Annotated in this window: 13 protein-coding genes; 11 read left to right on the top strand and 2 right to left on the bottom strand. The window is 41.1% G+C overall.

The genetic code is table 11. The features are described 5' to 3' along the window. Positions 1 to 2: 2 nt before the first annotated feature. The 11 genes from AC57BQ_RS07855 (at position 3) to AC57BQ_RS07805 (ending at position 19,862) form a co-directional block, all read left to right on the top strand. Complete coding sequence (locus AC57BQ_RS07855; protein ID WP_496405751.1) at positions 3 to 3,398, top strand: hypothetical protein; 3,396 nt, start codon at positions 3 to 5, stop codon at positions 3,396 to 3,398. Positions 3,399 to 3,424: 26 nt separating this feature from the next. Next, positions 3,425 to 5,365 carry a contractile injection system tape measure protein gene (locus tag AC57BQ_RS07850; RefSeq protein WP_496405750.1) on the top strand — a complete coding sequence of 647 codons (1,941 nt, stop codon included), beginning with the start codon at positions 3,425 to 3,427 and terminating at the stop codon, positions 5,363 to 5,365. Positions 5,366 to 5,374: 9 nt separating this feature from the next. After that, complete coding sequence (locus tag AC57BQ_RS07845; RefSeq protein ID WP_496405749.1) at positions 5,375 to 6,817, top strand: eCIS core domain-containing protein; 1,443 nt, start codon at positions 5,375 to 5,377, stop codon at positions 6,815 to 6,817. Next, positions 6,792 to 7,952 (top strand): eCIS core domain-containing protein, encoded by a 1,161-nt coding sequence (locus tag AC57BQ_RS07840; RefSeq protein WP_496405748.1) that lies wholly within the window; start codon positions 6,792 to 6,794, stop codon positions 7,950 to 7,952. Before AC57BQ_RS07845 ends, AC57BQ_RS07840 begins: the two co-directional genes overlap by 26 nt. Before the next feature lie 25 nt (positions 7,953 to 7,977). Continuing rightward, positions 7,978 to 9,837 (top strand): eCIS core domain-containing protein, encoded by a 1,860-nt coding sequence (locus AC57BQ_RS07835; RefSeq protein WP_496405747.1) that lies wholly within the window; start codon positions 7,978 to 7,980, stop codon positions 9,835 to 9,837. A 15-nt stretch (positions 9,838 to 9,852) separates the two neighbouring features. Continuing rightward, entirely contained in the window at positions 9,853 to 14,847 is a 4,995-nt protein-coding gene (locus AC57BQ_RS07830) for an eCIS core domain-containing protein (protein WP_496405746.1), read from the top strand. Further along, on the top strand, positions 14,837 to 16,231 hold the full coding sequence (locus AC57BQ_RS07825) for an ATP-binding protein (RefSeq protein WP_496405745.1): 1,395 nt from the start codon (positions 14,837 to 14,839) through the stop codon (positions 16,229 to 16,231). The genes AC57BQ_RS07830 and AC57BQ_RS07825 overlap by 11 nt, the downstream gene beginning before the upstream one ends. A 26-nt stretch (positions 16,232 to 16,257) precedes the next feature. Beyond that, positions 16,258 to 17,070, top strand: a complete 813-nt coding sequence (locus AC57BQ_RS07820; RefSeq protein WP_496405744.1) for an SH3 domain-containing protein — start codon at positions 16,258 to 16,260, stop codon at positions 17,068 to 17,070. 30 nt (positions 17,071 to 17,100) lie between these two features. After that, the gene (locus tag AC57BQ_RS07815; RefSeq protein ID WP_496405743.1) at positions 17,101 to 18,243 is read left to right on the top strand and encodes a hypothetical protein; all 1,143 of its coding nucleotides are present in this window, start codon (positions 17,101 to 17,103) and stop codon (positions 18,241 to 18,243) included. Between the two features lie 156 nt (positions 18,244 to 18,399). Continuing rightward, on the top strand, positions 18,400 to 19,362 hold the full coding sequence (locus AC57BQ_RS07810; protein WP_496405742.1) for a heme-binding domain-containing protein: 963 nt from the start codon (positions 18,400 to 18,402) through the stop codon (positions 19,360 to 19,362). 17 nt (positions 19,363 to 19,379) lie between these two features. Beyond that, entirely contained in the window at positions 19,380 to 19,862 is a 483-nt protein-coding gene (locus AC57BQ_RS07805; protein WP_496405741.1) for a hypothetical protein, read from the top strand. Between the two features lie 21 nt (positions 19,863 to 19,883). Here the strand turns inward: AC57BQ_RS07805 and AC57BQ_RS07800 are convergent, their stop codons facing one another. Continuing rightward, positions 19,884 to 20,861, bottom strand: coding sequence for a GlxA family transcriptional regulator (locus tag AC57BQ_RS07800; protein WP_496405740.1), 978 nt, complete (start codon positions 20,859 to 20,861; stop codon positions 19,884 to 19,886). Positions 20,862 to 21,116: 255 nt separating this feature from the next. Continuing rightward, positions 21,117 to 22,517: a pyridoxal phosphate-dependent decarboxylase family protein gene (locus AC57BQ_RS07795; protein WP_496405739.1), complete on the bottom strand. Its 1,401-nt coding sequence runs from the start codon at positions 22,515 to 22,517 to the stop codon at positions 21,117 to 21,119. Between the last annotated feature and the right edge of the window lie 182 nt (positions 22,518 to 22,699).

The raw sequence follows: 22,699 nt of genomic DNA, 5'->3' as shown, positions 1-22,699 counted from the left end.
ATATGGCAAATCCAATAGAATACATCGTGTTTGAACCAGATCAGGTACTTACTAACGATCACCTCAATGAAACTTTTAACTACCTTGATCAGCAAAACCGCTGGACACGCAACAAACTGATAGGTATTGGTATTGTTTGCGGACTGGATATAGTGCTCAATCCGGGTGTTATTGAAATTAACAAAGGTTGCGGAGTAACTTCGCAGGGGTATTTAATTACCCAGGACACCAACCAGTATACCTATTATATGCCGTATACACCTGTTGAGGTTCCTGATGACCTGCCTTTTGTTTATGACAAGGAAGGAGGTCTGCCTTTCTATAAACCTTTCTGTACCGGTAAAACTGTTTGGCTATTACTTACGGATGATCAGTTTAATGCATTGGAAAGCGCACAACAACTCAATGCGAAAACCCTTTCATCAGCAGCGGCTACCTTTTTAAGTGACTATGTGGTTGCTTTGTTTTTGGAGGTCAAGGAAACGGATCTTAAAAACTGCGACACACAGGATTGCAATAACAAGGGCGAAAAGATGGTTTTACAGGTAAGGCCTTTACTTGTTGCAAAAAATGACCTGTACAATAATAACGCTAATAAAGTAAGCAATATTGATAGGATAGGTAATATAAATAAAATATCCCCTATATCCCCCAGGTTAAATATTCCGTCTAAAGCCTTTCAACTGAGCTTAAACTCCAAGGTACAGCTAAAAAGATTTAACGTACCTTATACAGATCTTGAAACTGCAGATGACATACTGAATGCCTTTGTTAGTTTAGTTGATGATACTACTTTAAGCCAGCTAACAGATGCCTATAATTCCTGCTATCAGCAATACGGGTCAGTTTTAAATATTACGTCAAACCCTTTTTCTGATATGCTGGCCGTACTTAAAAATTATCTTGACCAGTTATTAAAACAAAACCCGCTGGCTATTGAATACTTTTATGATTTCATTGATGATCTGATCAAGGCTTATGAGGAATTTTCTGCTAAAGTATCCCATATCATCACTACCTGCTGCCCGGATGAAAACTTATTTCCATTGCATCTGGTTTTAGGTGATGCATCATTGGCTACGAATGACTATCTAAAAGATAGCTATCGTAACTACTTTATTTATTCTCCATTGTTCTCAAAAATGGGTGTTGAATCGGCCGAGGTGCTCCTGTTATTTAGCCGAATGGTATTGATGATTAAAGATTTTACTATTCCTGACACTACTCAGTCAGATAAATTTGCGGTAAAGATCACCCCAAGCCAATATATGCATTTCCCGCTTTCCGAACGTGCTATCCCGTACTATTATACGGTAAATGAAAGTGGTGCCGAATTATATAAATCATGGAACTATGCCAAAACCAACAGCGGGAAAGCCACGCTAAACCTTGGTTATAATTCGGGTTTATATAATACAAGTACCGAAGTAGCACAACCACTTTTGTATGATATTGAAAAGTATAATTTTTTCAGGGTTGAGGGCCATATTGGCCAAAACTATCAGGATGTTTTATCAAATATTCTTATTCAGCGTTTAACCTATAATCTGCCATTTGATGTGGTAGCCATTGCAGATAAGCAGTTTGATTTTTCAAATGTGACTTTGCCTGATGCTGAAATTCGGGATCTGGAAACTGATTACAACCTGATAACAACAGAAGCCACAAGTAAGATATTGAGGCCATTTGTTTTTGTTGCAAACTTACCCTATGTTGCTAAAACTACGGGAACTAATATACCTGGTAAATTAACAGATAGTCCAATTAAAAGGTTCTCAGAGGTTAAAACAAACACTATTCGAGGTATTGAACCGATACGATCATCAAACACCACTTATGTCTACCCCAAAGGTACTTTTATACGCAACCATTGCGTGGTACAACCCAACACAATAGCAAGCGCTTACCTTAATGCATTAAGTGATACCGGAGTTTTCACTAATCCGGTAACAGGCCCTCAATCTGGTAGTGTAGACGAGCTTTATTTCATTTTTTTTTATTTTATTGATGCTATTGAAACAGTGATGGTGTATTTGCTTAATACCCCATCCGTTATTGATATCGACTTAAACGAACAATATGATGCGTTTAATAATTATCTTGATTCCATCAACAAAGTTATCGCTACCCTAAAAGGCCCTGTGGCAAAAACTCAGGTCTCCCGGGATGGCTCTATAATATCGTTAATTGAAGATTATGGAGTAAATCTTTTAATTGTAGATTTTGAAACGGTATTAAATGCTGTTCTTGACGAACTATTAGATTCATTAAGTAATGAAGTTAACCAGAGATATTCCCGCTACGCCGATAAACATACATTTTTAAACTACTATAAAAACAACCCCGGGCTTGAACATAAAGCAGGTGTGCCCAAAGGTGGTACATTGGTATTAGTTTATAAAAATTATATTCCCACTTTTAATAAAAACATTAGCGCCCCGCTTTCTAAAGCTGGTGATGCGGCATCAGTGAAAGCCCGGTCAGCAAGTATGGAAGCCGCTCCGGCCGAAGGTCAACAGATCCCCGTATCCCCGGATCTTGATGAAAACACCTTAAATCTTGTCAAGAAAATGGTCGCCGACAGTAAAGGGGTATCTGATACTGAAAAACTGAGGTTGATTGATATCCTGGCAGGCAGAGGAGTGTCTGAGGAGGAGCCAAATTATGATATTATTAACAAAATTATTATTGCAGATTTCTATGTTCCTTATATAGGTTCACCGATAGAACGCACTACTGCAGAAATAACACCGCCGCCACCTCCGGCACCGGTTATTTCGATGAGTGGTACTACTTTCTGTGATAATGATACCAATCCTGCGCAAATTGCAGTATCAATACCCGGCGGTACTTTTAATGCGGTACCCGGTCTTGATAGCGTCAAACAAACCTTCACGCCGGCAATAGCCAAAGCCGGAACATACCGGTTAATTTATACAGTAAATAATGTAAGTTCTGCACCGTTCAATATTACAGTTCTTTCTGTACCGGGTAGTAGTGTTTTCAGCTTTATAAACGATTGGTCTGGTAGTGGTGTTAAGACTGCAGCCGTAGCTGCCGCCAGGTCAGGTATTGTATCTGCAACATTTACTCCTGCTATCAGGGACAGCAGATTTACCTATGATTGGGAAGTCTTTGGAGATAATGTGTCGAAGGGTGCAATGACTGCCGATGGTGTTATTCGTATATCAGGTGATAATAGTGTAGTAAATGTCAAAGCCTCAATTGTCACCGTTTCATTAACCATATCAAACGGCACATGTCATTCATCAACTACATCAATGCAATTGGAGATTACCTCAACTGGCTTCATCATTACAACTTCCGACGACGGTCCACAGGCTTCGCTTAAAAAAACAGGGGCAATAGAAAAACTTTTTACCAGGAAGAAGAAATAATAAGCTGATTCATATGTAACATTACCATGGCATCACACATTGTTCATAAGCAGCAAGTCACTTTAAACCTTCCCAAACAAGAGGAGGCACACGCTTTTCAAAATCGTGTAAGCGACTTGCTGCGCAATGAATTATCAGCCAGTATGGAAGCTGTTTTTGATGAATTATTTCCAACTACCGATATAATACGCATCGATTCATTGCATCTTGATTTAGGTAAAATTGAAGTACTTAATTTTGAACAGGAATTTAAAACGCACTTTATTGAAGAGCTCAGGAAAAGCTTGTCATCTAAAAAAAGCAAGTTGGCTGATGAAAATACTGAAGAAGTATTAAGGCCTGAGCAATCATTAATAAAAGCCTTCATCTATTTTCTGGAGAATGGTTATTTACCATGGTATAGCCCTGTTGAAAACATGGCTGACTGGAGCAATGAGATCTTAACTGCTTTATCAGAGAAAAAAGATCCATATTTCTTTAACTGGCTTCGCGATAATTATATAGATGAACCGGTCATATTACAAAGACTGATTTTGCAATATGATAATGCCTTCCTGGCACAACTGATGGCAATTATAAACCCTGCAACAGATGAATCCTGGAACATTATTTATAGCGATCTGGAAATTTTTATAACTAATTGCCTAAAGAGCGGTTTACCGGTTCGCAACGAAATATGGAAGTACATTTTCCACGCTTTACTAAGCACCCACGCTTTAGAAAACAAAATTGCTTTACCAGGTACATCTTTATCAAGCACAAAAGATAGCGAACTGATATTACAATCATTAAGTCTGTTAACAAACCACTTCAATATATCAAGCCATGATATAACTACATTATTGGAGAATAGAATAAAGAAGTCGCTTAAAACAAATGTTGTAAAGCAAGCATTTCAGGATCTTAAGTCGCTTTTAATATCCCTGGAGGATTTTAGACAGGATGTAGATGATCCTGTGGTTACGAATAAGCACAGAGAAACCGAGGTAAACAATGCTCACCATAAGAGGGAAGAAATAATCACAGGTAAACTGAAAGATAATACCGAAATAGACAGTACTCAAACTGAGGGGGAAGAGATAATAACAAACAAGCCTAAAGATAATAGTGAAACAAACAGGACTAAAAATGCAGATCCCATAAGTAATGACAAAGGTAAAGAAACCCATAAGGCTGAAACAGATGGTAACCGTGATGCTGCGAATATGCCAAATGATATCAACACAGAAAAAATCAACCGCAATATAAAGAAGAAGGATATCAAGATAAGGAAGAAGGATATCGAGGAGGAAAAGATTGAAGAAGAACGAGAAAATAGTAAAACTCACCATGCTGATAATCAAGATGACCCGTCATTAAAACAGCAGAGAAAGATATCGGAAGAAGGATTGAATAAAAATAAGACAACAGATGCTATAGAGCAGCTTTTGCCAAAAAATAAAAAACATACAGGCATTATAGAGGCCGAGACGCTATACATAAAAAACAGTGGAATTGTAATACTTCATTATTTTTTATCCCCTTATTTTAATGATCTGGGATTATTAGCTGAAGGAAAGTTCATAGATGATACCACTCATCAACGAGCGGTACTCTTACTTCATTACCTGGCGACAGGGAAGACTAAGGCTGCCGAATTTGATTTAACGCTTTCTAAAATTCTATGTGGCTATCCTATTTCGGAAACGCTGCCTTCGGCCATTATTTTAACAAAAAAAGAAAAGGCAGAATCAAAAAGATTACTGGAAGCCATTATAGATCATTGGTCTCCATTAAAAAACACATCGATTAAGGGTTTGCGTGACGCTTTTTTTGAACGGGATGGAAAACTAACCAAAAAAGAGAATGGATGGTTATTAACGATTGAACAAAGAACTATTGACGTATTGTTAGGGAAATTGCCATGGGGGTATTCAACCATACGCCTGCCCTGGATGCAAGAAATATTAAATGTAGATTGGTATTAAAATAAAGTTATGTTAGCAACCAAGCAATCACAATCTGAAAATACTGGAGGGGCACAAAATAGTAAGCCTTTTTTTCCGGGACATGTGGTACAGCCTAAATTACAGGTGAATGAGCCTGGTGACAGGTATGAACAGGAGGCAGACTCCATGGCCGATAAGGTCATGCGTATGACCACAGGCGAGTCCACATTTTTTAAGCCTGCCCGGGCGGTTGTGCAGCGTAAGTGCCAGCATTGCGAAGAGGAAGAGAAAATACATCGTAAGGAAACCTCCGGTGGCGAAGTGCAAGGTAGTTACCAACTGGATAATTACGTAGGTTCATTAGGTTCATCAGGCCAGGCTATGCCCGACAGCAGCCGACAGTTTTTTGAACCTCGTTTTGGACGCGATTTTTCAAATGTGCGCATTCATACAGATACAGTAGCTGCAAAGTCGGCTCAATCCATCAATGCGCTGGCTTACACAACGGGTAATAATATTGTTTTTGATAGTGGGCAGTTTGCGCCGGAAAGCGACAGCGGCAGGCGATTAATGGCACACGAACTTACGCACGTGATCCAGCAAAGTGACAGTAATGTTGTCAGGAGAACCGCTAATTGCTCGGCTGCAAGAAGTTGTTGCGCGACTGATCAATGCAGCAATCCTGACATCACAGTAACTGGCCCCCCGGCTGCAAGCACCTGGTGGGCTATGGATGTCAATATCGACATTGAAGAAAGCGGCTGGAAAAAAGCGCTTATTAGTCGAAATTTTGGTCACACTTTTGTGAGGTTCTATGAAAGCAATGGTACACAATACACTTACGGATTTTATCCAAGATCGACCATACCAACAGAGAAAAACCCCGCCGTACTTGGTTGTGTAAATCATCCGGATACTTCCCATGATGCCTGCACCGACCGTACCGAAACCATGGCACTAACAGCTGCAGAATATGCTGCCGGGCTTGCTTATACACAAAATATTTGTAAGACGGGTCATTTCTACGGATATATAAAAGGAACCGGTAGTTATACATGTACCACATTCGCGTCAGAGGTAGTTACGGCCGCAGGGCATCATTTACCAAGTTCAGCAAGCGCACCAATCACTGTGTTTTATACCGACATACCCGCGATAGATAATCCTAATACCCTGAATGAAAATATGGAAACAGCTAATAAAGGCGTTGGGTCTACAGAAATAGAAATATTATCAAACGCAGAAATGTTGGAGCCAAAAATGTTAGAGCGTACTTCGTGGGAAGAAAAAGTAAGATGGATGAGGGTATTGCTTAATGAAACCTGGATCACCGATCGCGACGTTGCCGCAATGGTCAGAATATGCTGTGTTGGCACCACAAGTACTGATTTATCAAACATACGAGCAAAAATCACCCCGTTGTTAAGTGTTATGAATAGCCCATCGCAACGGACAACCGTAACTAATGCTTTATCCGGCAGCTGCCCTTAAAAACAATACTGTGGATCGATATGTAACTAAAACAACAGACACACCGGGCAAAAAAAAAACCTGTTCAAATCATGTTTTTTTTCAGCCAAAGCTAACCGTAAACCAACCCCACGACGTTTACGAGCAGGAGGCGGATACGATGGCTGATCGGGTTATGCGCATGGCTATACCAGATCATAATGAAAATGCTTTTTTTAAACCGGTTGGTGATAACATCCAACGTAAGTGCCAGCATTGTGAGGAAGAAGAAAAAGTGCATCGTAAAGAGAGCTCAGGCGCCGAAGCACAAGGTAGTCACGAACTGGATAGCTACGTTGGATCATTAGGTTCCTCAGGTCAGGCGCTACCTGAAAGTAGCCGCCAGTTTTTTGAACCTCGTTTTGGACGCGATTTTTCAAATGTTCGTATCCATACCGATTCTGTAGCGGCAAAATCTGCACAATCCATCAATGCCCTGGCCTATACTACGGGCAATAATATTGTATTTAACAATGGGCAGTTCTCGCCGGAAAGTGATAGCGGTAAAAAACTCATGGCCCATGAATTAACGCATGTGGTACAACAGGGAGAGGGTGTGGTTAGGAGATACGGTCACGATAGTTTTTGCAAAGACGAGCTGCACCTTAAACCGTTTATTTGGCCGGGGCATTCCGCGGCAGTACAGATGCTTACAAATGTATTAGCTGCCTTTACCGCAAATGATCCCAGGCTAACGGCATTGATCCCTCAATATTTTGGCACAGACGGGTTGGCTCATAGAAGTGAAATTGAAGCTAACTTTAAGAAAATAAATACCAAACTCAATGAAAACTACATGTACCACTGTAATGATGGTGCAAACGCAAATTCAAGTATTGGAAAATGTAATCATGCAGTTAGGGCTGAAACCGATATAAATGGCTTTTTTTCAACTAATGACATTATGCTGTGCTTTGACATTATAAATTCAAGTTGGAGTGCAACAGATGTGGGGGCACTGATAGTTCATGAAAATTATCACCGGGCAATGGGGGGTAGTGTCCATGCGTGGGGGCTTGGTGGAAATCCACCAAACTGTGGTAGTGGTAGTCCACCAACCATGAAATTGTTGTTAGACAATCCAGATTCTTATAGCTGTTTAGCAAGGCTTTTTTAAATAAATATTGATATAAATAAGTGTGATGAGTAAAGAAAACGAAAGTAAAGTTCAATATCCCGCCGAAGTTAATTCCTTTAAAAAAAGGGATGATAAGTCCTCGTTTTTTCAACCTAAGCTATCCGTAAATCAGCCAAACGATGTTTACGAGCAGGAAGCGGATGCAATGGCCAACCAGGTGATGCGCATGGCCGATCCGGCTCAAAATGAAACCTCTTTTTTTAAACCTGCCGACAACATACAACGCAAATGTGAGCATTGCGACGAGGAACAAAACGTGCATCGTAAAGAACGTTCGGGTTCAGAAGCACAGGGAGGCAATCACCTGAATAATTATATAGGATCATTAGGTTCATCGGGGCAGGCCCTGCCTGATAGCAGCCGGAACTTTTTTGAGCCCCGTTTCGGTCAGGATTTTTCAAATGTGCGTATCCATACTGATTCGATCGCAGCAAAGTCTGCAGACTCAATCAACGCATTAGCTTATACTACGGGCAACAATATTGTATTTAACAGCGGACAGTATTCGCCCGAGAGCGACAGCGGCAAAAAGTTAATGGCTCATGAACTAACCCATGTAGTACAACAAACACAAAACGGTCAGCAAATTCAAAGAAAGCCTCTTACTAAACCCGAACTTATTGCAAAAATAAAAACATACGGCATTACTGCCGTGCTGGATGATTCATCCACTTTTTCGGATGTAGAACTTGATCTGGTTGATCAAGCCCTCGCTGGTTTGCCAGCAGATGATAAAGCTGCCATTAAAGGAGCTAAAATTGTCAGGGTCAATACACTCGGTGGCACAACAGCTGGTGAATATAGCAAGGAGCAGGGCTATAACGATACAAGTGTAACTGATGAACAAAAAATAGAGCTAAGCGATCTTGCATTTGGTACAAACACAGCCGATGAATCTATTCGTCTTATTACCCATGAAGTTGGACATGCTGTTGCGGCAATGCCTCATCGGGTTGCGACAAACAGCCTGGATACCGAGGGCTTAAAATTCAATAAGCTGAACACTGAAGCAAATGATGCGCGTGGTGTATTAAAGACCGCAAATGACGCCACTAATGCGGCAATTAAAGAGCAAGAAAAAGCCCTAAAGGAATTTAATAAGATAAATGGCAGTCCTGATAAAGTCGCAGTTGAAGCCGCTAAAGATGATTTTACGGCGAAAAAGGCAGAAGTAGATAGATTAAAAGCGGTGAGTGATCCCCAAAATGCCGACTTTAATACTAAACAAAGCGCTGCGGAAGCACAAAACACTATTGTAGCAACAAAACAAGCAGCTGCGGATGCCAAGCTTGCGAATGTAGATGATCTTAAAAAAGATGCAGCGGCCAAACTGCCAGTTATGGAAGCTGCATTGAAAGCTGCCAAACCAGTAATTAATTCAAAAGATGCAGCGAGCGTTGATTACAGAACATCATTAACAAATTGCGAAAACGCTATAAAAAAATTCTATAATGATAATGCTGTTGTAAATGTTGAAACAGCAGTAGCAGATAGTGCAAAAGCTATTGCGGATGCTGCCATTAGTGATAGGAATACAAAACGTGACGATCTTAACAAAGCGAATCCTAAAAATAAGGTTGTTAGCGCAACAACAGCGCTTGAAGCGGCACAGGATAGTTTTTATAACGCCGCATTAGTAATGGCCTTTAATAAAAGTATGAGTTTATCTGTTAAAGCATTTTATGATCTGGTGGTAAAAAACAACATATCACCGGCCCTTACAGCGTATGCTGCAGAGAACTGGCCGGCTAAACCAGAAGAATTTTATTCCGAAGCATATTCCTTTTTTGTTAAAAAACCGACAGATTTAGAAACACACTCAAAAATTTTATTTGACTGGTTCAAAGCTGGGAGCTATAAATAATTAAATAATTTAACAGTGAATTCGCATCAACACATCAATCCGGTTAGTAAGTCCGAAAATTCTACGGCTTCTAAACCACTATTCTTTCAGCCCAAACTCACGGTAAACCAACCCGATGATGTTTACGAACAGGAAGCTGATGCGATGGCTGACCGTGTTATGCGTAAAGATATACTGTCAGATAGTTCGGTTTTCTTAAAACCGGCGCCTATGCACGTAGTTCAACCAAAATGTTCTGCTTGTGAAGCAAAAGAAGAGCCTCATTTGGAGGAAGACGAAGCAAAAGAAGAAACCGCTCCGGAGCCAAAGCAACCAATTGCAGATATACCCATCCAACGAAAATGTGCACACTGCGAGGAAGAAGAACAAAATAAAATCAGCAGAAAAGAATCGGGTGATAATTCGCCAGTTGTTACCGCCAATGTGGAACAAACCATACAATCACCGGGGCAAAAGATGGATGATGGAACACGTAGTTTTATGGAAGGCCGCTTTGGTTATAATTTTGGCGATGTACAGATCCATAATGATTCACAAGCTCACCAATCGTCAAAAGATATCAACGCATTGGCGTATACACATCAAAACCATATTGCATTTGGCGCAGGGCAATATCAGCCAGAAACTGATACCGGAAAACGCTTATTAGCGCATGAACTTACACATGTGGTGCAGCAAAGTGGGGGAGTTGATCGAAAACTTGTCCAGAGAGAACCCACAGTAACCGACGGGGAGCCGACAATAATAGATATTTATAATACAAAAGGGAATATTAAAGAAGATGTCAAATTCTTAAAACAGGTAGCTGATAATTTTAGCCGGGCGCTAATTGTACAGGGAAATGTGTTGATGGTTTATAAAATAGATGGTGCCACCCCAATACAGTTAAAATCATTCATTATAAAGAGCGACATCGTATTGATGTCCACTTATTTCTACTGGGGTAACGACGAAAGATTTTATCCCATAGCATATGACAGTGGTCAGAAAAAGTACGTTTTTATGGGCAAAGACGTACCTGTTAACGAAGACCAGAAAAAAACTATGGCTAAAGTGGATCAAATGTTCACGGTTCCAAACTGGTTTCGTACAGAAAGTGACAAGGATAGTTTTTATAAATTGTTTGATAATGACCGGGTAGCGGGCCTAATCGTAATGCCTTACGGTGGGGGAGCAGAAAGTAAAGGCGCGAAAGGCGGTGATGATCCGGAGGAAATTCCACCTAAACCAAAATGGGCAGATGCTTTTGAAAAAAGTATGGCCGATGTAATTACCTCAACACGCAATGCTGAGCCCACATCAGAAGATATTCCGGCTTCTTTTTATTTCTATTATTCAAAAAGTAAATCAAAATGGCGGGGATATGCCGCTCAAAAAGATGCCGCCGATAAAGCTATTAATAAGGTTTATACCGATGTTAACGAAAGTGATAAACCGGCAGATTTATTAACCAATATCCGCCAGCTTATCCGTATCGAAAAATTAAAAACGGTAACCGATGTAAAGCCCTCAAAAGATGCCACTCCCTTAGCCGCTTCTATGTTATGGGCCTATGAACTGAAGCTAAAGATCGAAAAACTAATGGCTGATGAACGTAAAGCACATACCAATCTTTATGATCTGCCCGATAAAATATCTCTTACCACTAATGAAGGAGATGAAGCCAACGTTTACTTACGTATTGATCTGTTTGTTAATTCGGTGGGTACTGGAGGCGCTGCTGAGACGCAAATGAAATCAGGTGTGCTGCCAGATGCCTTGCAAAAAGAAATGAAGGCCGAGGATATATTAAAAGTGATCAAAGCGGCAACAAAAGCATTGCAGGGAGGGAGCATTAAGACAGAAGGCCGCGAAACCAAAAGTTTTGATCATGTAAAAAAGGCATATCCTTCAAACATCATAGCAAAAGATGTCAGGCCCGATGGCAAAACCGTTACAGGCGCGCATCACGCATTTAAAATGAATGTGCAACTGGAAAAAATGGAAGGTACGGATACGCTGCATCTCATGACCTTACATATGCGTACCGTATACTATTACTGGGATATTTATAAGGTAAATGATCAATTGTCGGCCGAGGAGCGCGCGGAATTGTCATCAGACTGGAAAGACAGGCGTGATAGTTTATCAACATATTTCAAAGAGTCAGGTCAGCTTAAAACAAAACCGCTTATTGATACGGAAAAATTAGAGCAGTATAATCTGCAAATGGATGCATTAGAGGTTCCGCAAGCAAAAGTTGATGCAAAAGCCGATATGACACGCCAGCAGATTGAAGATCTAAAATCGGCCGGTGTTTTTTACGGATCACGATTAAGTTATTTTCCCGAAGCTGATTTTACCTTTCCAAAAGAAGAAGGTGATTATATTGTTTATTGCCGAGCACAGGTTGAACCGTCGGAGGATACGGTCATCCGCCCAAGTGAAGCGTTTTTTCCAATCATGGTTGAGGATGGGCATAAACTTGGTAAAGAGTCCGTTAATAAGCCATTCAATGAAATTGAGGATACTACACAGCAACTTGCAAAGGCAACAACAGATGAAGAAAAAACACGGCTTCAAAATAAGCTGACAGAATTAAACAGGCGCCAGGCAATGTCCCTGCCCGATAGGGTAACAGAAGATATTACAAGCACAGATGATACCATTCGTTTAGCTAAAAAACTTAAAGATCTGTACATTAAGAGTAAAAGCGAAACCTCCCCATTCTCATTAACCATAGCTAAAGATAAGGCTGATGGAAAAAAAATGCTGGATATATGGTTGATGGTATCAATGAATGAACCGTCAAAAGCATTTGAAGTAAAAATTGATGAACTTGTTGCAAATCTTTCATCTCAGGCCAAAGGACTTAATGATGTTCAAAAGAATCTGCAATCATTCAGTGATGATTATGATCATACCAAACCTACCTATACACCCGTAGTTACGCTGATATCACAGGAAACCGGGCAGGAATATCAGTTAATCACAATGGTGGCGGAAACGAAAGACAGTACCGATGCGGAAACCAAAATTGTATTGATTGATGTAACCACCCATAAAACACAGGCCAAATATAACGGAAGCAGTAAAAACCCCAATAAGGCAGAGGCACTTAAGGAGGCCATACAAGATGCATTTGTTGATTTTGGTAAAGATGTTCAATATGGTAAGGGCTCTGTAGAGTATCGTGTACCGGTTATCAATGCCAGTGGAAGCGTAAATAGCAAGCCGGGGATAAAACAAACCATATTAGGCATATTAGAAGCCGTAGCTGCTGTGGCAGGTATTGCCGCGCTGGTTATTGGCACAGTAGCTACGGGCGGAATGCTGGTAGTTGCATTAGGCGTTGGCAGTGCTGTTATAGGGGCAGGCGTGGCTGGTTATCATATTTATGATCGTGGTGTAAATCACAAACTGGAACCGGATGTAGACCTGGCAATGGATATACTCAATATGCTTGGCCCTTTGCTTATCGCGGTTAATGCATCAGCCAAGGCAGCAAAGATGGCTTCGCTTGGATTAAAAACGGTTGAAGGTCTTGAAGCGGCAAATACTTTTTTAAAGCTTGAAAAAGGAATGGCTGTAGTACAAAAAGCGGAATTGGTTACTAACTTTTTTGCCATTAATTATAAAACCGTTAAAGATCTGCATGAAATAAGTGAAGCCAATTTACCGCCAGAACAGAAGGATGCATTAGAAAAACAAATCATTTTAAACGCGGTATTGGCCAATGTAATGATAGCGGTGGCTGTACGCAATGAGTTGAAAGCTAAAACGGCACCAAGCGAAGAGGCTTTAAATGAAATGATCAGCAGCGCTGCCAATGAACAAAAGTATCGCAAAGCATTACAACGTGACGGCTTGATGGATGCAGAAGGTCGATGGACTATACCTGAATTAAATGAAGCAGCTGCCAAAACTAAAGTCGAAGCTGTTGATCCCAACGCGCCAAAACCGAAAGAAGAGCCTAATGAGCAGGCCAATACAGTTCCTAAAGAAAAGCCTGCGGCGCCGGCAAAAGGTGAAACTGAAAAACACGTACCGGATGATTATGAGCAGAACCGTAAAGTAAAAATGAAAGGGCATGGCGAATCGCCAGACGGACAACACGAGGTGGAGGTTTATAAAGATGGTACTGTAGGTCGTTGCTCGCCTGTGGCCGCAGGTGCAACTTGTCCGCTTTTACAGGTGCAGTTTAAACAGGTACTGGATGAACGCCCGTCTCTAAAGAAAGGTCTCCAGGACCTGATGACAGAGATTGGCAAATTTGGCAATAATGTCCCCAAACCCAAAATGGACGAACTTGCCGCGTTCGAACAGCATTTACGTGTGCTTGAAACGGTTAGTAAAACATCTTCTGCACCAAAATCGTATAAAGTAAGGGAAGTAAATTATAGTGATGATGTTGACTTACCTGGCATCAACGATAAAATAGTACTTGAGCTTCCAAACGGAGAAAGGGTATGGCGCAACCCCGATGGTTCAATAGATCATGAGGCAAGCATCAGTGACTCACCAGGCAGGCAAGGACTTGAAAGGCAGAAGTATAGCGGAAATAAAACAGGGCTATCCAGTATGGGCAATTATGAGCGGGCACATTCATTTGGCCAGGGTTTTGGTTGGGAAAGTCCCTATGCACTTCATTATGCGCCCCGTTTTGTTAATCAAACTTTGCAAAATAACGGTATCGAACAATATATCCGCTCTTTGCGTAATCTGTTACCGGCTGGACAAGAGTTGGTTATTAATACCAATACAGAAGCTATTCCTTTAACCAATCGTTTAAAGAGCATTGAATATGATGGTTTTGTTCTCACCCCCGATGGTAAAAAAACAAAAGCTTTCAACTATAAAATAGAAGTTACAGGTACTCGTGATGCACCGGTAATAGATGCGGATTCAATTAAATTTACAACCAGCTCTGATCCCGCTACCCAAAAAATATTAACAGATCTGCAAGCATTAATTCCTCCGGCCAAAATGCCTGCCCCGATCACAGCGCCCACACACCACAATGGATTTTGAAATAAACAACCAGCTGAATAATAACCATAATGGTTTATTCAAAGTATATTATACCATGTTAAACACCCATTTTCAGCAGTTGAACTTATTGGTGAACACAAGTATTACCCATTATCTGCAAAAACCTGATGTATTGAATGATCCCCCCCTGTGGCAAACAGAATGGAATGATGAGTATGAATGGGACAATTCGTATTATGCGCAATTTTTAAAAACTCAAAACCTATCGGTTATAGAAACCATTGTTTTATTGATCACGATGGCTCCGCAATTAATACCTGGTTTTTATGATAACATTATTAAAGAGATCATTCCATCAGGTGGTGATTTTCCGGAATTTGGTGGTGTAAGAGGCAGCAACCACAGAGGGTTATTACCTACAGGCGAAACAATGCTGTTTATCCTGGCAGGCAATGATATTGAAAAACGTATTTCCGTACAGGGTTTACTTATCAACGGTATGCTGGTTAAACAAGGAATACTTTCTATGGAATCTGTAAAAGAAGGTGAACCTTTAATGAGTGGTCGTATTATACTCGATCAGGAATGGCTAACCAGGATAATAACAGGTAATGAAACAACACCAAAATTCAGTCCTGATTTTCCGGCCAAAAATATCACCACAGCCATGACCTGGGATGATCTGGTACTGAACAATTATACCCAGAACCAGCTTAACGAGATCCTGATATGGGTAAAACATAACGAAACGCTGATGCAGGATGAAGTGTTGAAACGAAAAATAAAACCAGGTTACAGAGCTCTGTTCCACGGCCCTTCCGGAACGGGTAAAACATTAACGGCAACTTTATTGGGTAAACACTTTGATAAGGAAGTATATCGTATCGATCTGTCGCAGGTAGTGAGTAAATATATAGGCGAAACAGAAAAAAACCTGGAAAAAGTATTCCAGAAAGCCGAAAACAAAAACTGGATACTATTTTTTGACGAAGCGGATGCCTTGTTTGGTAAACGTACCAACGTACAAAACTCGCATGACAGGTATGCAAACCAGGAAGTGAGCTATTTACTACAGCGTATTGAAGATTTTCCGGGTTTACTGATATTGGCATCTAATTTAAAAAGTAATATGGACGATGCCTTTTTAAGGCGTTTTCATACCATTATACATTTTTCGGCGCCAAATGCCCAGGAACGGTTAAAGCTATGGGAGAAGGCATTTCCGGCATCATGCAAACCGGAGCCATCCATCCAATTATGGGATCTTGCCGATAAATATGAACTAAACGGGGCAGCCATACTCAATATCATCCATTACGCTGCGCTGCAATCTATTTCCAGGGATGATCAATATATACGTAACGTTGATCTGATAGAAGCGATAAGAAAAGAATATCGCAAAGAAGAACGTACCATGAGTTAATTAAAAACAGATAACCAGGAGGAAAAATGGCCTTAGCACAATTTCATATTTACACACCGCAGGAGTTTCAGCAATATCTGGTAAACACCGTTTTTTCCAGAAGTATCAAAATGATCCAGAACCATCATACCTTGGAACCCAATTATAGCTCGTTAAGCCCAAGCCAGGGAGAAATGTACTGGTTGGAGTCCATGAGAAGCTATCATATCCATAATAACGGATGGAGCGATATCGCGCAAAACCTAACTACTTTCCCTTCGGGCAACATTGGCCTATGTCGGCCTATAAATATTACCCCCGCGGGTATTTTGGGAGCAAACTCCGGTGCTATTTGTATTGAAAACTTAGGTAACTTTGATACAGGGCATGACCAGATGACACTGCCGCATAGGGATACCATTGTGTTTTTAAACGCTATACTTTGTATGCAGTTTGATCTGAAACCGGTGAAAGAACAAGTGGTTTACCACCATTGGTTTGATCGTACAGGTAAAAGATTTCCGGAAAGTGTGGTTAATAACAACCAGGTGGGCAATCAGCAGAAAACATGTCCGGGCACGGCGTTTTTCGGCACCAATACCATTACATCGGCCGAAACTAACTTCTTCCCCCTGATTGATAACAAAATAAAGCAGCTCAACGGGACTGGTACACCTCAAATTACATCTCTGATCGTAAACACGAGTGCATTAAACGTACGCTCGGGGCCGGGTACCTCATTCCCGGTGCTGCGCACCATTACACAAGGCACACGGGTATCTGTTTATACCACAACCAGTCAATGGAGTAAAATAAGTAATACGGCAGATGAGTGGGTATTCAGCAGCTACTTGTCTTAAATAGTTTTTAACCATAAATATAAAAAGATCATGTTGTCATTTTTTAAAGCAAAAACATGGAGCGGTGCCGGTTGGTTACTGACTCTTTGCATGTTACTTGTTTTTGTAGCGATGATTTATACCGCGCTTCATTTTTGCTACAAAGGTACCGATCATAAAAAACTGGACAGCGTGCAACTCTTAAATATAGATAACGTGCTTGCTGCATATCCGGATTCGACGCAATCAGCATCAAAAGATCCTGCGGTCAATAAAGCAGCGGTCGCGAAACGTGAAGAACGGGATCAGGCCGTTTTTAATTTTCTGAAAAATGAATATGACGGACGCATAGATGAATCCCGCTTAAAACGCATGGATGGCTTATTGATCAATCTGAGCAATAAGGACACGAAAGCATATCTTACCGATACGGAAATTATTGTAAATGACTTTTTCTGGTTTGTTGGAACAGGTACTTATGCCGAAGTGCTGTTTTGGGCGCTTATAGGCGTTTTGGTGAGCTTAATTTATTACGTGAGCATTGCTAACCGTGAGGCATTAAAAGTTGCAGGCGACGCAGATACAGGGCCATTTGACCCAGCTGAAATATCCGGACAGGTATCAAAAATGTTTTACGCCCCGGTATGTGCCCTTGTTTTGGTGCTTGGATATAACTTACTGGGTGGCAGCAACAACAAAATGACAGATATTAGCATAGGCAAGGGGCTTTTATTATTTTCATTCATTTCGGGGTTCTTTTCTGGCCGGGTTATGAAGTTTATTGACGGACTAAAAGATCTGGTATTACCCTTAAGTTCAAGCAACATTAATTCCACAACAAACGGTAACGAAACAGGGGTAAAAACAGCAGACATAACAATCGACCTGCACCTGGCCCAGGCTCTGTTATCTACACCAGAGGCCGCCGATATTATTGATGAGGGTTTTAACTCAGCAATTGTTACGCTAAAGCCCGAAACCGGCGATATCATTACCCTTGGAAAACCCGCTGACGATCAGAGTTCGGAATTTACGGCAACACAAGTGCCTCTTGGTAAGTACACCCTGCATGCCACTATGCCTTTTAAAAATAATGATACCATTATTAATCTGGAAGCTATTAAGGATATTGAAGTAAGTGATACCGAAAAGACCTTTCAATTGGATATGGATAAGGCAGCGGAGGCTGGTTAAAAATAGCCATCTGCGCTTTTTTTTAAGATCTGATAAGCGGATTGTATAATTCGACTATTAAAATGTCCGGTTCACCTTTACGTTTGTCTAATTCAGCGTTAATGTAGGTGTATAAGTACTTATTATTAAGCAACTTTACATTATAATCATCGAACTATGAATGCCCCACCTTCCAGTTTATTTAAAAGAAAATTCGTTATTATAATAGCCATTTTACTGATCGGCTTTTTGTCCATACAATTCATCCGCCCACAAATTACAAATCCACCTGTAAAAGCAGAGATAGAAGCTCCGGCAGACGTAAAAAGTATACTGGTACGGGCATGTTATGACTGTCATTCAAACGAAACAAACCTCCGGTGGTATGATCAGGTATCACCTGTTTCCTGGAAAGTAGCCAACCACGTAAATAACGGTCGTAAACACCTAAATTTTTCTAACTGGAAAAACCAGGCACCGGCCGATCAAAAAGCGGTGCTTTGGGAAGCTATTAACCAGATAGCTGCCGGCGCTATGCCCATCAGGGATTATGAGCTGGTTCACCCTTCGGCCACTGTTTCCAAAAGCGACCTGGAAATATTAAAAAAGTATGTCTCGTCCATGTCGCCGAAGCAAATACCCGGAGATACTGCCAAAATAAACGCGGCCAATAAACAGTACGCGCATTGGCAAAAAGCAACAGCCGCCGCGGTTAAATTACCCACAGCTTTAAACGGGATTACCTATATCCCTGATTATAAAAACTGGGAAACCATCAGCAGTACCGAACGCTTTGATAATGGTACCATGCGGGTGATATTTGGTAACCCGATAGCTATTAAAGCCATCCGTGAACATCACATCAACCCGTGGCCCAACGGAACAACATTTGCCAAAGTTGCCTGGGATCAGGTAACTGATAAAGATGGCAATGTACATACCGGTGCCTTTAAACAGGTGGAATACATGATCAAGGATGATAAAAAGTACGCTGCCACCGCCGGCTGGGGCTGGGCGCGGTTTAAAACTGATAAGCTTGTGCCATATGGCAAAACGGCCATGTTCACCAATGAGTGCGTAAGCTGTCACAAGCCATTAAGCAATACCGATTTTGTTTTTACCTCACCAATTGAACACTAACTGATCAGGAACCAATCATGAAAATTACCTATATATTATTCGCAGCCGCTGTTTTTATATTATCAGCCTGTAACAACCGCAAACCAGCCGAAGAACTTTTGAATAAGAAAGCCGCTATACCCGCTTCGTTTAACTTTAGCAAAGCCGGTTTAAAAGTGATCACCTCATCTATCAACAAAAAGGAACAAACCATGTCTACTCTTTACGGGAATGACCTGGCATTAAAAACGGCTATTTCGGGCTCAACAAACTATCCTCCGGGAGAAAATCTTACGCTGGTTACCTGGAAACAACAGGATGACGACCGTTGGTTTGGTGCCAGGATCCCGGGTGATTTTTTATCTGTTGAAGTAGTTAAAACCATTGGTTCCAATACGGGGAATACCATTACTAATTATCAGCGATTTACAGGCAAAGAATTAGTAGCAAATACCGACACAGCACATCAGCAAGAACGTATCAGCTATATCTTTTCTCAAAAACCTTCAGTAATGCCCTGATAGCTAAAATTAAGATCTCTGCTACGTTGCGTATTCCCGTTGATATTTATTACGGTAATCAATAGGCGAGAGGCCTGTAATGCGCTTAAATGTGGTACGGAAGGCCTTTGTATCGGTATAGCCTACATTATACATTACTTCATTCACATTCTCGCGCGAGGTTTCCAGGCTTACTTTGGCCGCTTCGATCTTAACTCGTTGTATATATTCGGCCACGGTATTGGCAGTGGCTTTTTTAAACCGGCGTTCCAGGTTCCTGCGGCCCAGAGCGAACATGGATGCCAGCTGCTCTACCGTGATCTTGTCTTGATAGTTCTTTTCAATAAACTCCTGTGCCTTTCTGATCGGATCATCAGCATGATCTTTTTGTCCCTGGAATATGATGAAGGAAGATTGGCTATTCCGCTCCATTTCAATGGCGAATACCTTGGCGCTTAAAATAGCGATATCACGACCTGCATACTTTTCGATGAGATATAAGATCAGGTTTAAATAGGAGAAAGCCCCGCCGCTCGAATAAATACCCTGCTGGTCGGTAATGATCTTTTCAGTAACCAGGTTAACATCCGGGAACATCTTCCTGAATTCATTAGCAAACATCCAATGCGTAGCGCATTTTTTGCCGGCCAATAAACCTGTTGAAGCCAGTAAAAAGGCTCCCATACATAAGCTGGCGATCTCGGCGCCATTATTATATTGCTGGGTTAACCAGGGTAAAAACTCTTTATTATTCTCCACTTCTTCGCTGATATTCCCGTCAATAGCCGGAATAATGATCAGGTCGGTTTTTTGTACTTCACCAATCACCTTGTTGGCGTTAACAGTAAATAAGCCACCGCTAACAGGAGTTTCCATAGTAAGGCCAACAAGTTCAACTTTAAAAATAGGATCTTTTCCTGCGGCCAAAAAAAACTGGTTCACTTGCGTAAGCAACTGGCGCGACCCTTCCAGGCTCCCGAGTATGGCCCGTTTAGGAACCAGTATCGATATGTGTTTCATATAGTAAATAGGTTTATAAAGCAGTTTTACTTCCCAAAATTGACGTATACTCAACTCATGGAGTATTGCAATATAACGTTAATTTTTTTCAGATGTAATAAGCAAAAATCACCTATCTACTTATAAACGTAAGCAGATCAATAGGTACTAACCCTTTAACTAAAATACATAACAATCTAATTTTCTGTTACTTTTGCGAATAAATTAAACGAACAAATCAACTTGAAGATTTTAAATCAGCTGCATATTCCCCGATCAGGAAGCCTTGATCAATTCATCAATAGCGATCAAAATATCGGCCTCTGTAGTCCGCCAGTTAACAAACGCGGCCCGCAGGCAAGGCGCTCCTTTGTAAGATGTTGGAGTGATAAGCAACTTACCAGATACTTTAAGTTTTTCCAATACCAAGGCTAATTTGCTGCCCCTGTTTTCTTTATGTGCAATGCTGAAACACACTACATTTAACCTTACCGGCGCGGTTAGTTTAAATATGGTTTTTTGCTCCAGCAATTGCGCAAACTGATTGGCCAGGGTAATATTGTTTTCCACTATCCATCCGAATCCGTTACGGCCATAGGCTTGCAGGGCAAACCAAGCTGGTAATGCCCTTAAACGCCTGGAGTTTTCCGGGCCGAAGTTTAGGAAACTAAAGTCGGTAGCCGGATCGCCCAGATAGGGGGCATTGCTGTTCTGAAAAGTTTGCAGCTGTAATGCCGAGTGTTTTTCCTGAACCAGGTATATGGCACTATCGTACGGAACATTGAGCCATTTATGGCAGTCTACCGTAATGCTATCTGCCAATTGCCAGCCATTTAATAGATGACTATACTTTTCGGAACAAGCTGCAAAAGCACCAAAGGCCGCATCAATATGCCAATAAAAGGTATACTGTTTTTGCAAGTTGGCGATGGCCTGCATATCATCAAAATCAACGGTATTAACCGTACCGCCACTGCTGATCACTATTACCGGGAAATCTTTATTCTCCTGCAATTTAATTTCCAGATCAGCTGTATCCATAGCTTCCCGGTTACCCTCGGCGGTTTTTATGGTGATGATATTGCCGCTGCCCAAACCCAACATAGCCAATGATTTAATGGCCGATGAATGTGGCGTAGTCGTTAATACCCTGATCTCTGTTTTGATGCCCTCACGCGCAATATCAATATCTTTTTGCTTGCCTGCCCATTGCCGTGCCACAGCCAGACAGGTAAAATTTGACATGGTAGCGCCCGTTACAAAGCCGCCTTTAAAATAGGATGGTAAACCAAATAATTGGATTAGCCAGTTAATGGTTTGCAGCTCGATATTAGCAGACACATCCCCGGCGCCATTTAAGCTTTGGGGATTTTGATCAAATACAGCACTTAACCAGTCGCCGGCAATGGCGGCAGGGGTGGTGCCACCAGTTACAAATCCCCAGTACCGCGGCCCGGATGATGCCACTATTTTATCCTGATGCTGCTCATAAAAGGCCTTCAGGGTATCCTCCAGGCCAATTCCGTTTTCAGGGAGATTGATGGGGATAGTTACCTGTACATTGTTAATACTTACAGGTCTGTCATTTATTTCATTCAGGTAAGCGGCGGCTTTATCTTTGGTTAGGGATAGTAAATAATCCAGGTTATCCAGGTCGTTTTGTAATGTGCTGTACATAGGTTTATCAATTCGATACCACAAATAAATACATATTTGATCAGGATAAAACGTCGGTCATAAAATTTGACACGGGCCGTACAAAAACTTTTTAAAGTTTTATTTTAACACTTTTTTAACTAAAAATGGGCAGAAAATCATTCAAAAACTGCTCAAAACTCATTCAAAACCATCGATTTTAA

The sequence above is a fragment of the Mucilaginibacter sp. BGA-UO-ETr-C110 genome (genome assembly GCF_059567985.1).
This window is presented reverse-complemented; position numbering and strand designations above follow the sequence as displayed.

What these genes read in the sequence shown, in the direction of transcription:
- AC57BQ_RS07795 (WP_496405739.1), bottom strand. Translation starts at nt 22,517, where the DNA reads ATGTACAGCACATTACAAAACGACCTGGATAACCTGGATTATTTACTA.
- AC57BQ_RS07840 (WP_496405748.1), top strand. Translation starts at nt 6,792, where the DNA reads ATGCTTTATCCGGCAGCTGCCCTTAAAAACAATACTGTGGATCGATAT.
- AC57BQ_RS07815 (WP_496405743.1), top strand. Translation starts at nt 17,101, where the DNA reads ATGTTGTCATTTTTTAAAGCAAAAACATGGAGCGGTGCCGGTTGGTTA.
- AC57BQ_RS07805 (WP_496405741.1), top strand. Translation starts at nt 19,380, where the DNA reads ATGAAAATTACCTATATATTATTCGCAGCCGCTGTTTTTATATTATCA.
- AC57BQ_RS07800 (WP_496405740.1), bottom strand. Translation starts at nt 20,861, where the DNA reads ATGAAACACATATCGATACTGGTTCCTAAACGGGCCATACTCGGGAGC.
- AC57BQ_RS07810 (WP_496405742.1), top strand. Translation starts at nt 18,400, where the DNA reads ATGAATGCCCCACCTTCCAGTTTATTTAAAAGAAAATTCGTTATTATA.
- AC57BQ_RS07825 (WP_496405745.1), top strand. Translation starts at nt 14,837, where the DNA reads ATGGATTTTGAAATAAACAACCAGCTGAATAATAACCATAATGGTTTA.
- AC57BQ_RS07845 (WP_496405749.1), top strand. Translation starts at nt 5,375, where the DNA reads ATGTTAGCAACCAAGCAATCACAATCTGAAAATACTGGAGGGGCACAA.
- AC57BQ_RS07820 (WP_496405744.1), top strand. Translation starts at nt 16,258, where the DNA reads ATGGCCTTAGCACAATTTCATATTTACACACCGCAGGAGTTTCAGCAA.
- AC57BQ_RS07850 (WP_496405750.1), top strand. Translation starts at nt 3,425, where the DNA reads ATGGCATCACACATTGTTCATAAGCAGCAAGTCACTTTAAACCTTCCC.
- AC57BQ_RS07855 (WP_496405751.1), top strand. Translation starts at nt 3, where the DNA reads ATGGCAAATCCAATAGAATACATCGTGTTTGAACCAGATCAGGTACTT.
- AC57BQ_RS07835 (WP_496405747.1), top strand. Translation starts at nt 7,978, where the DNA reads ATGAGTAAAGAAAACGAAAGTAAAGTTCAATATCCCGCCGAAGTTAAT.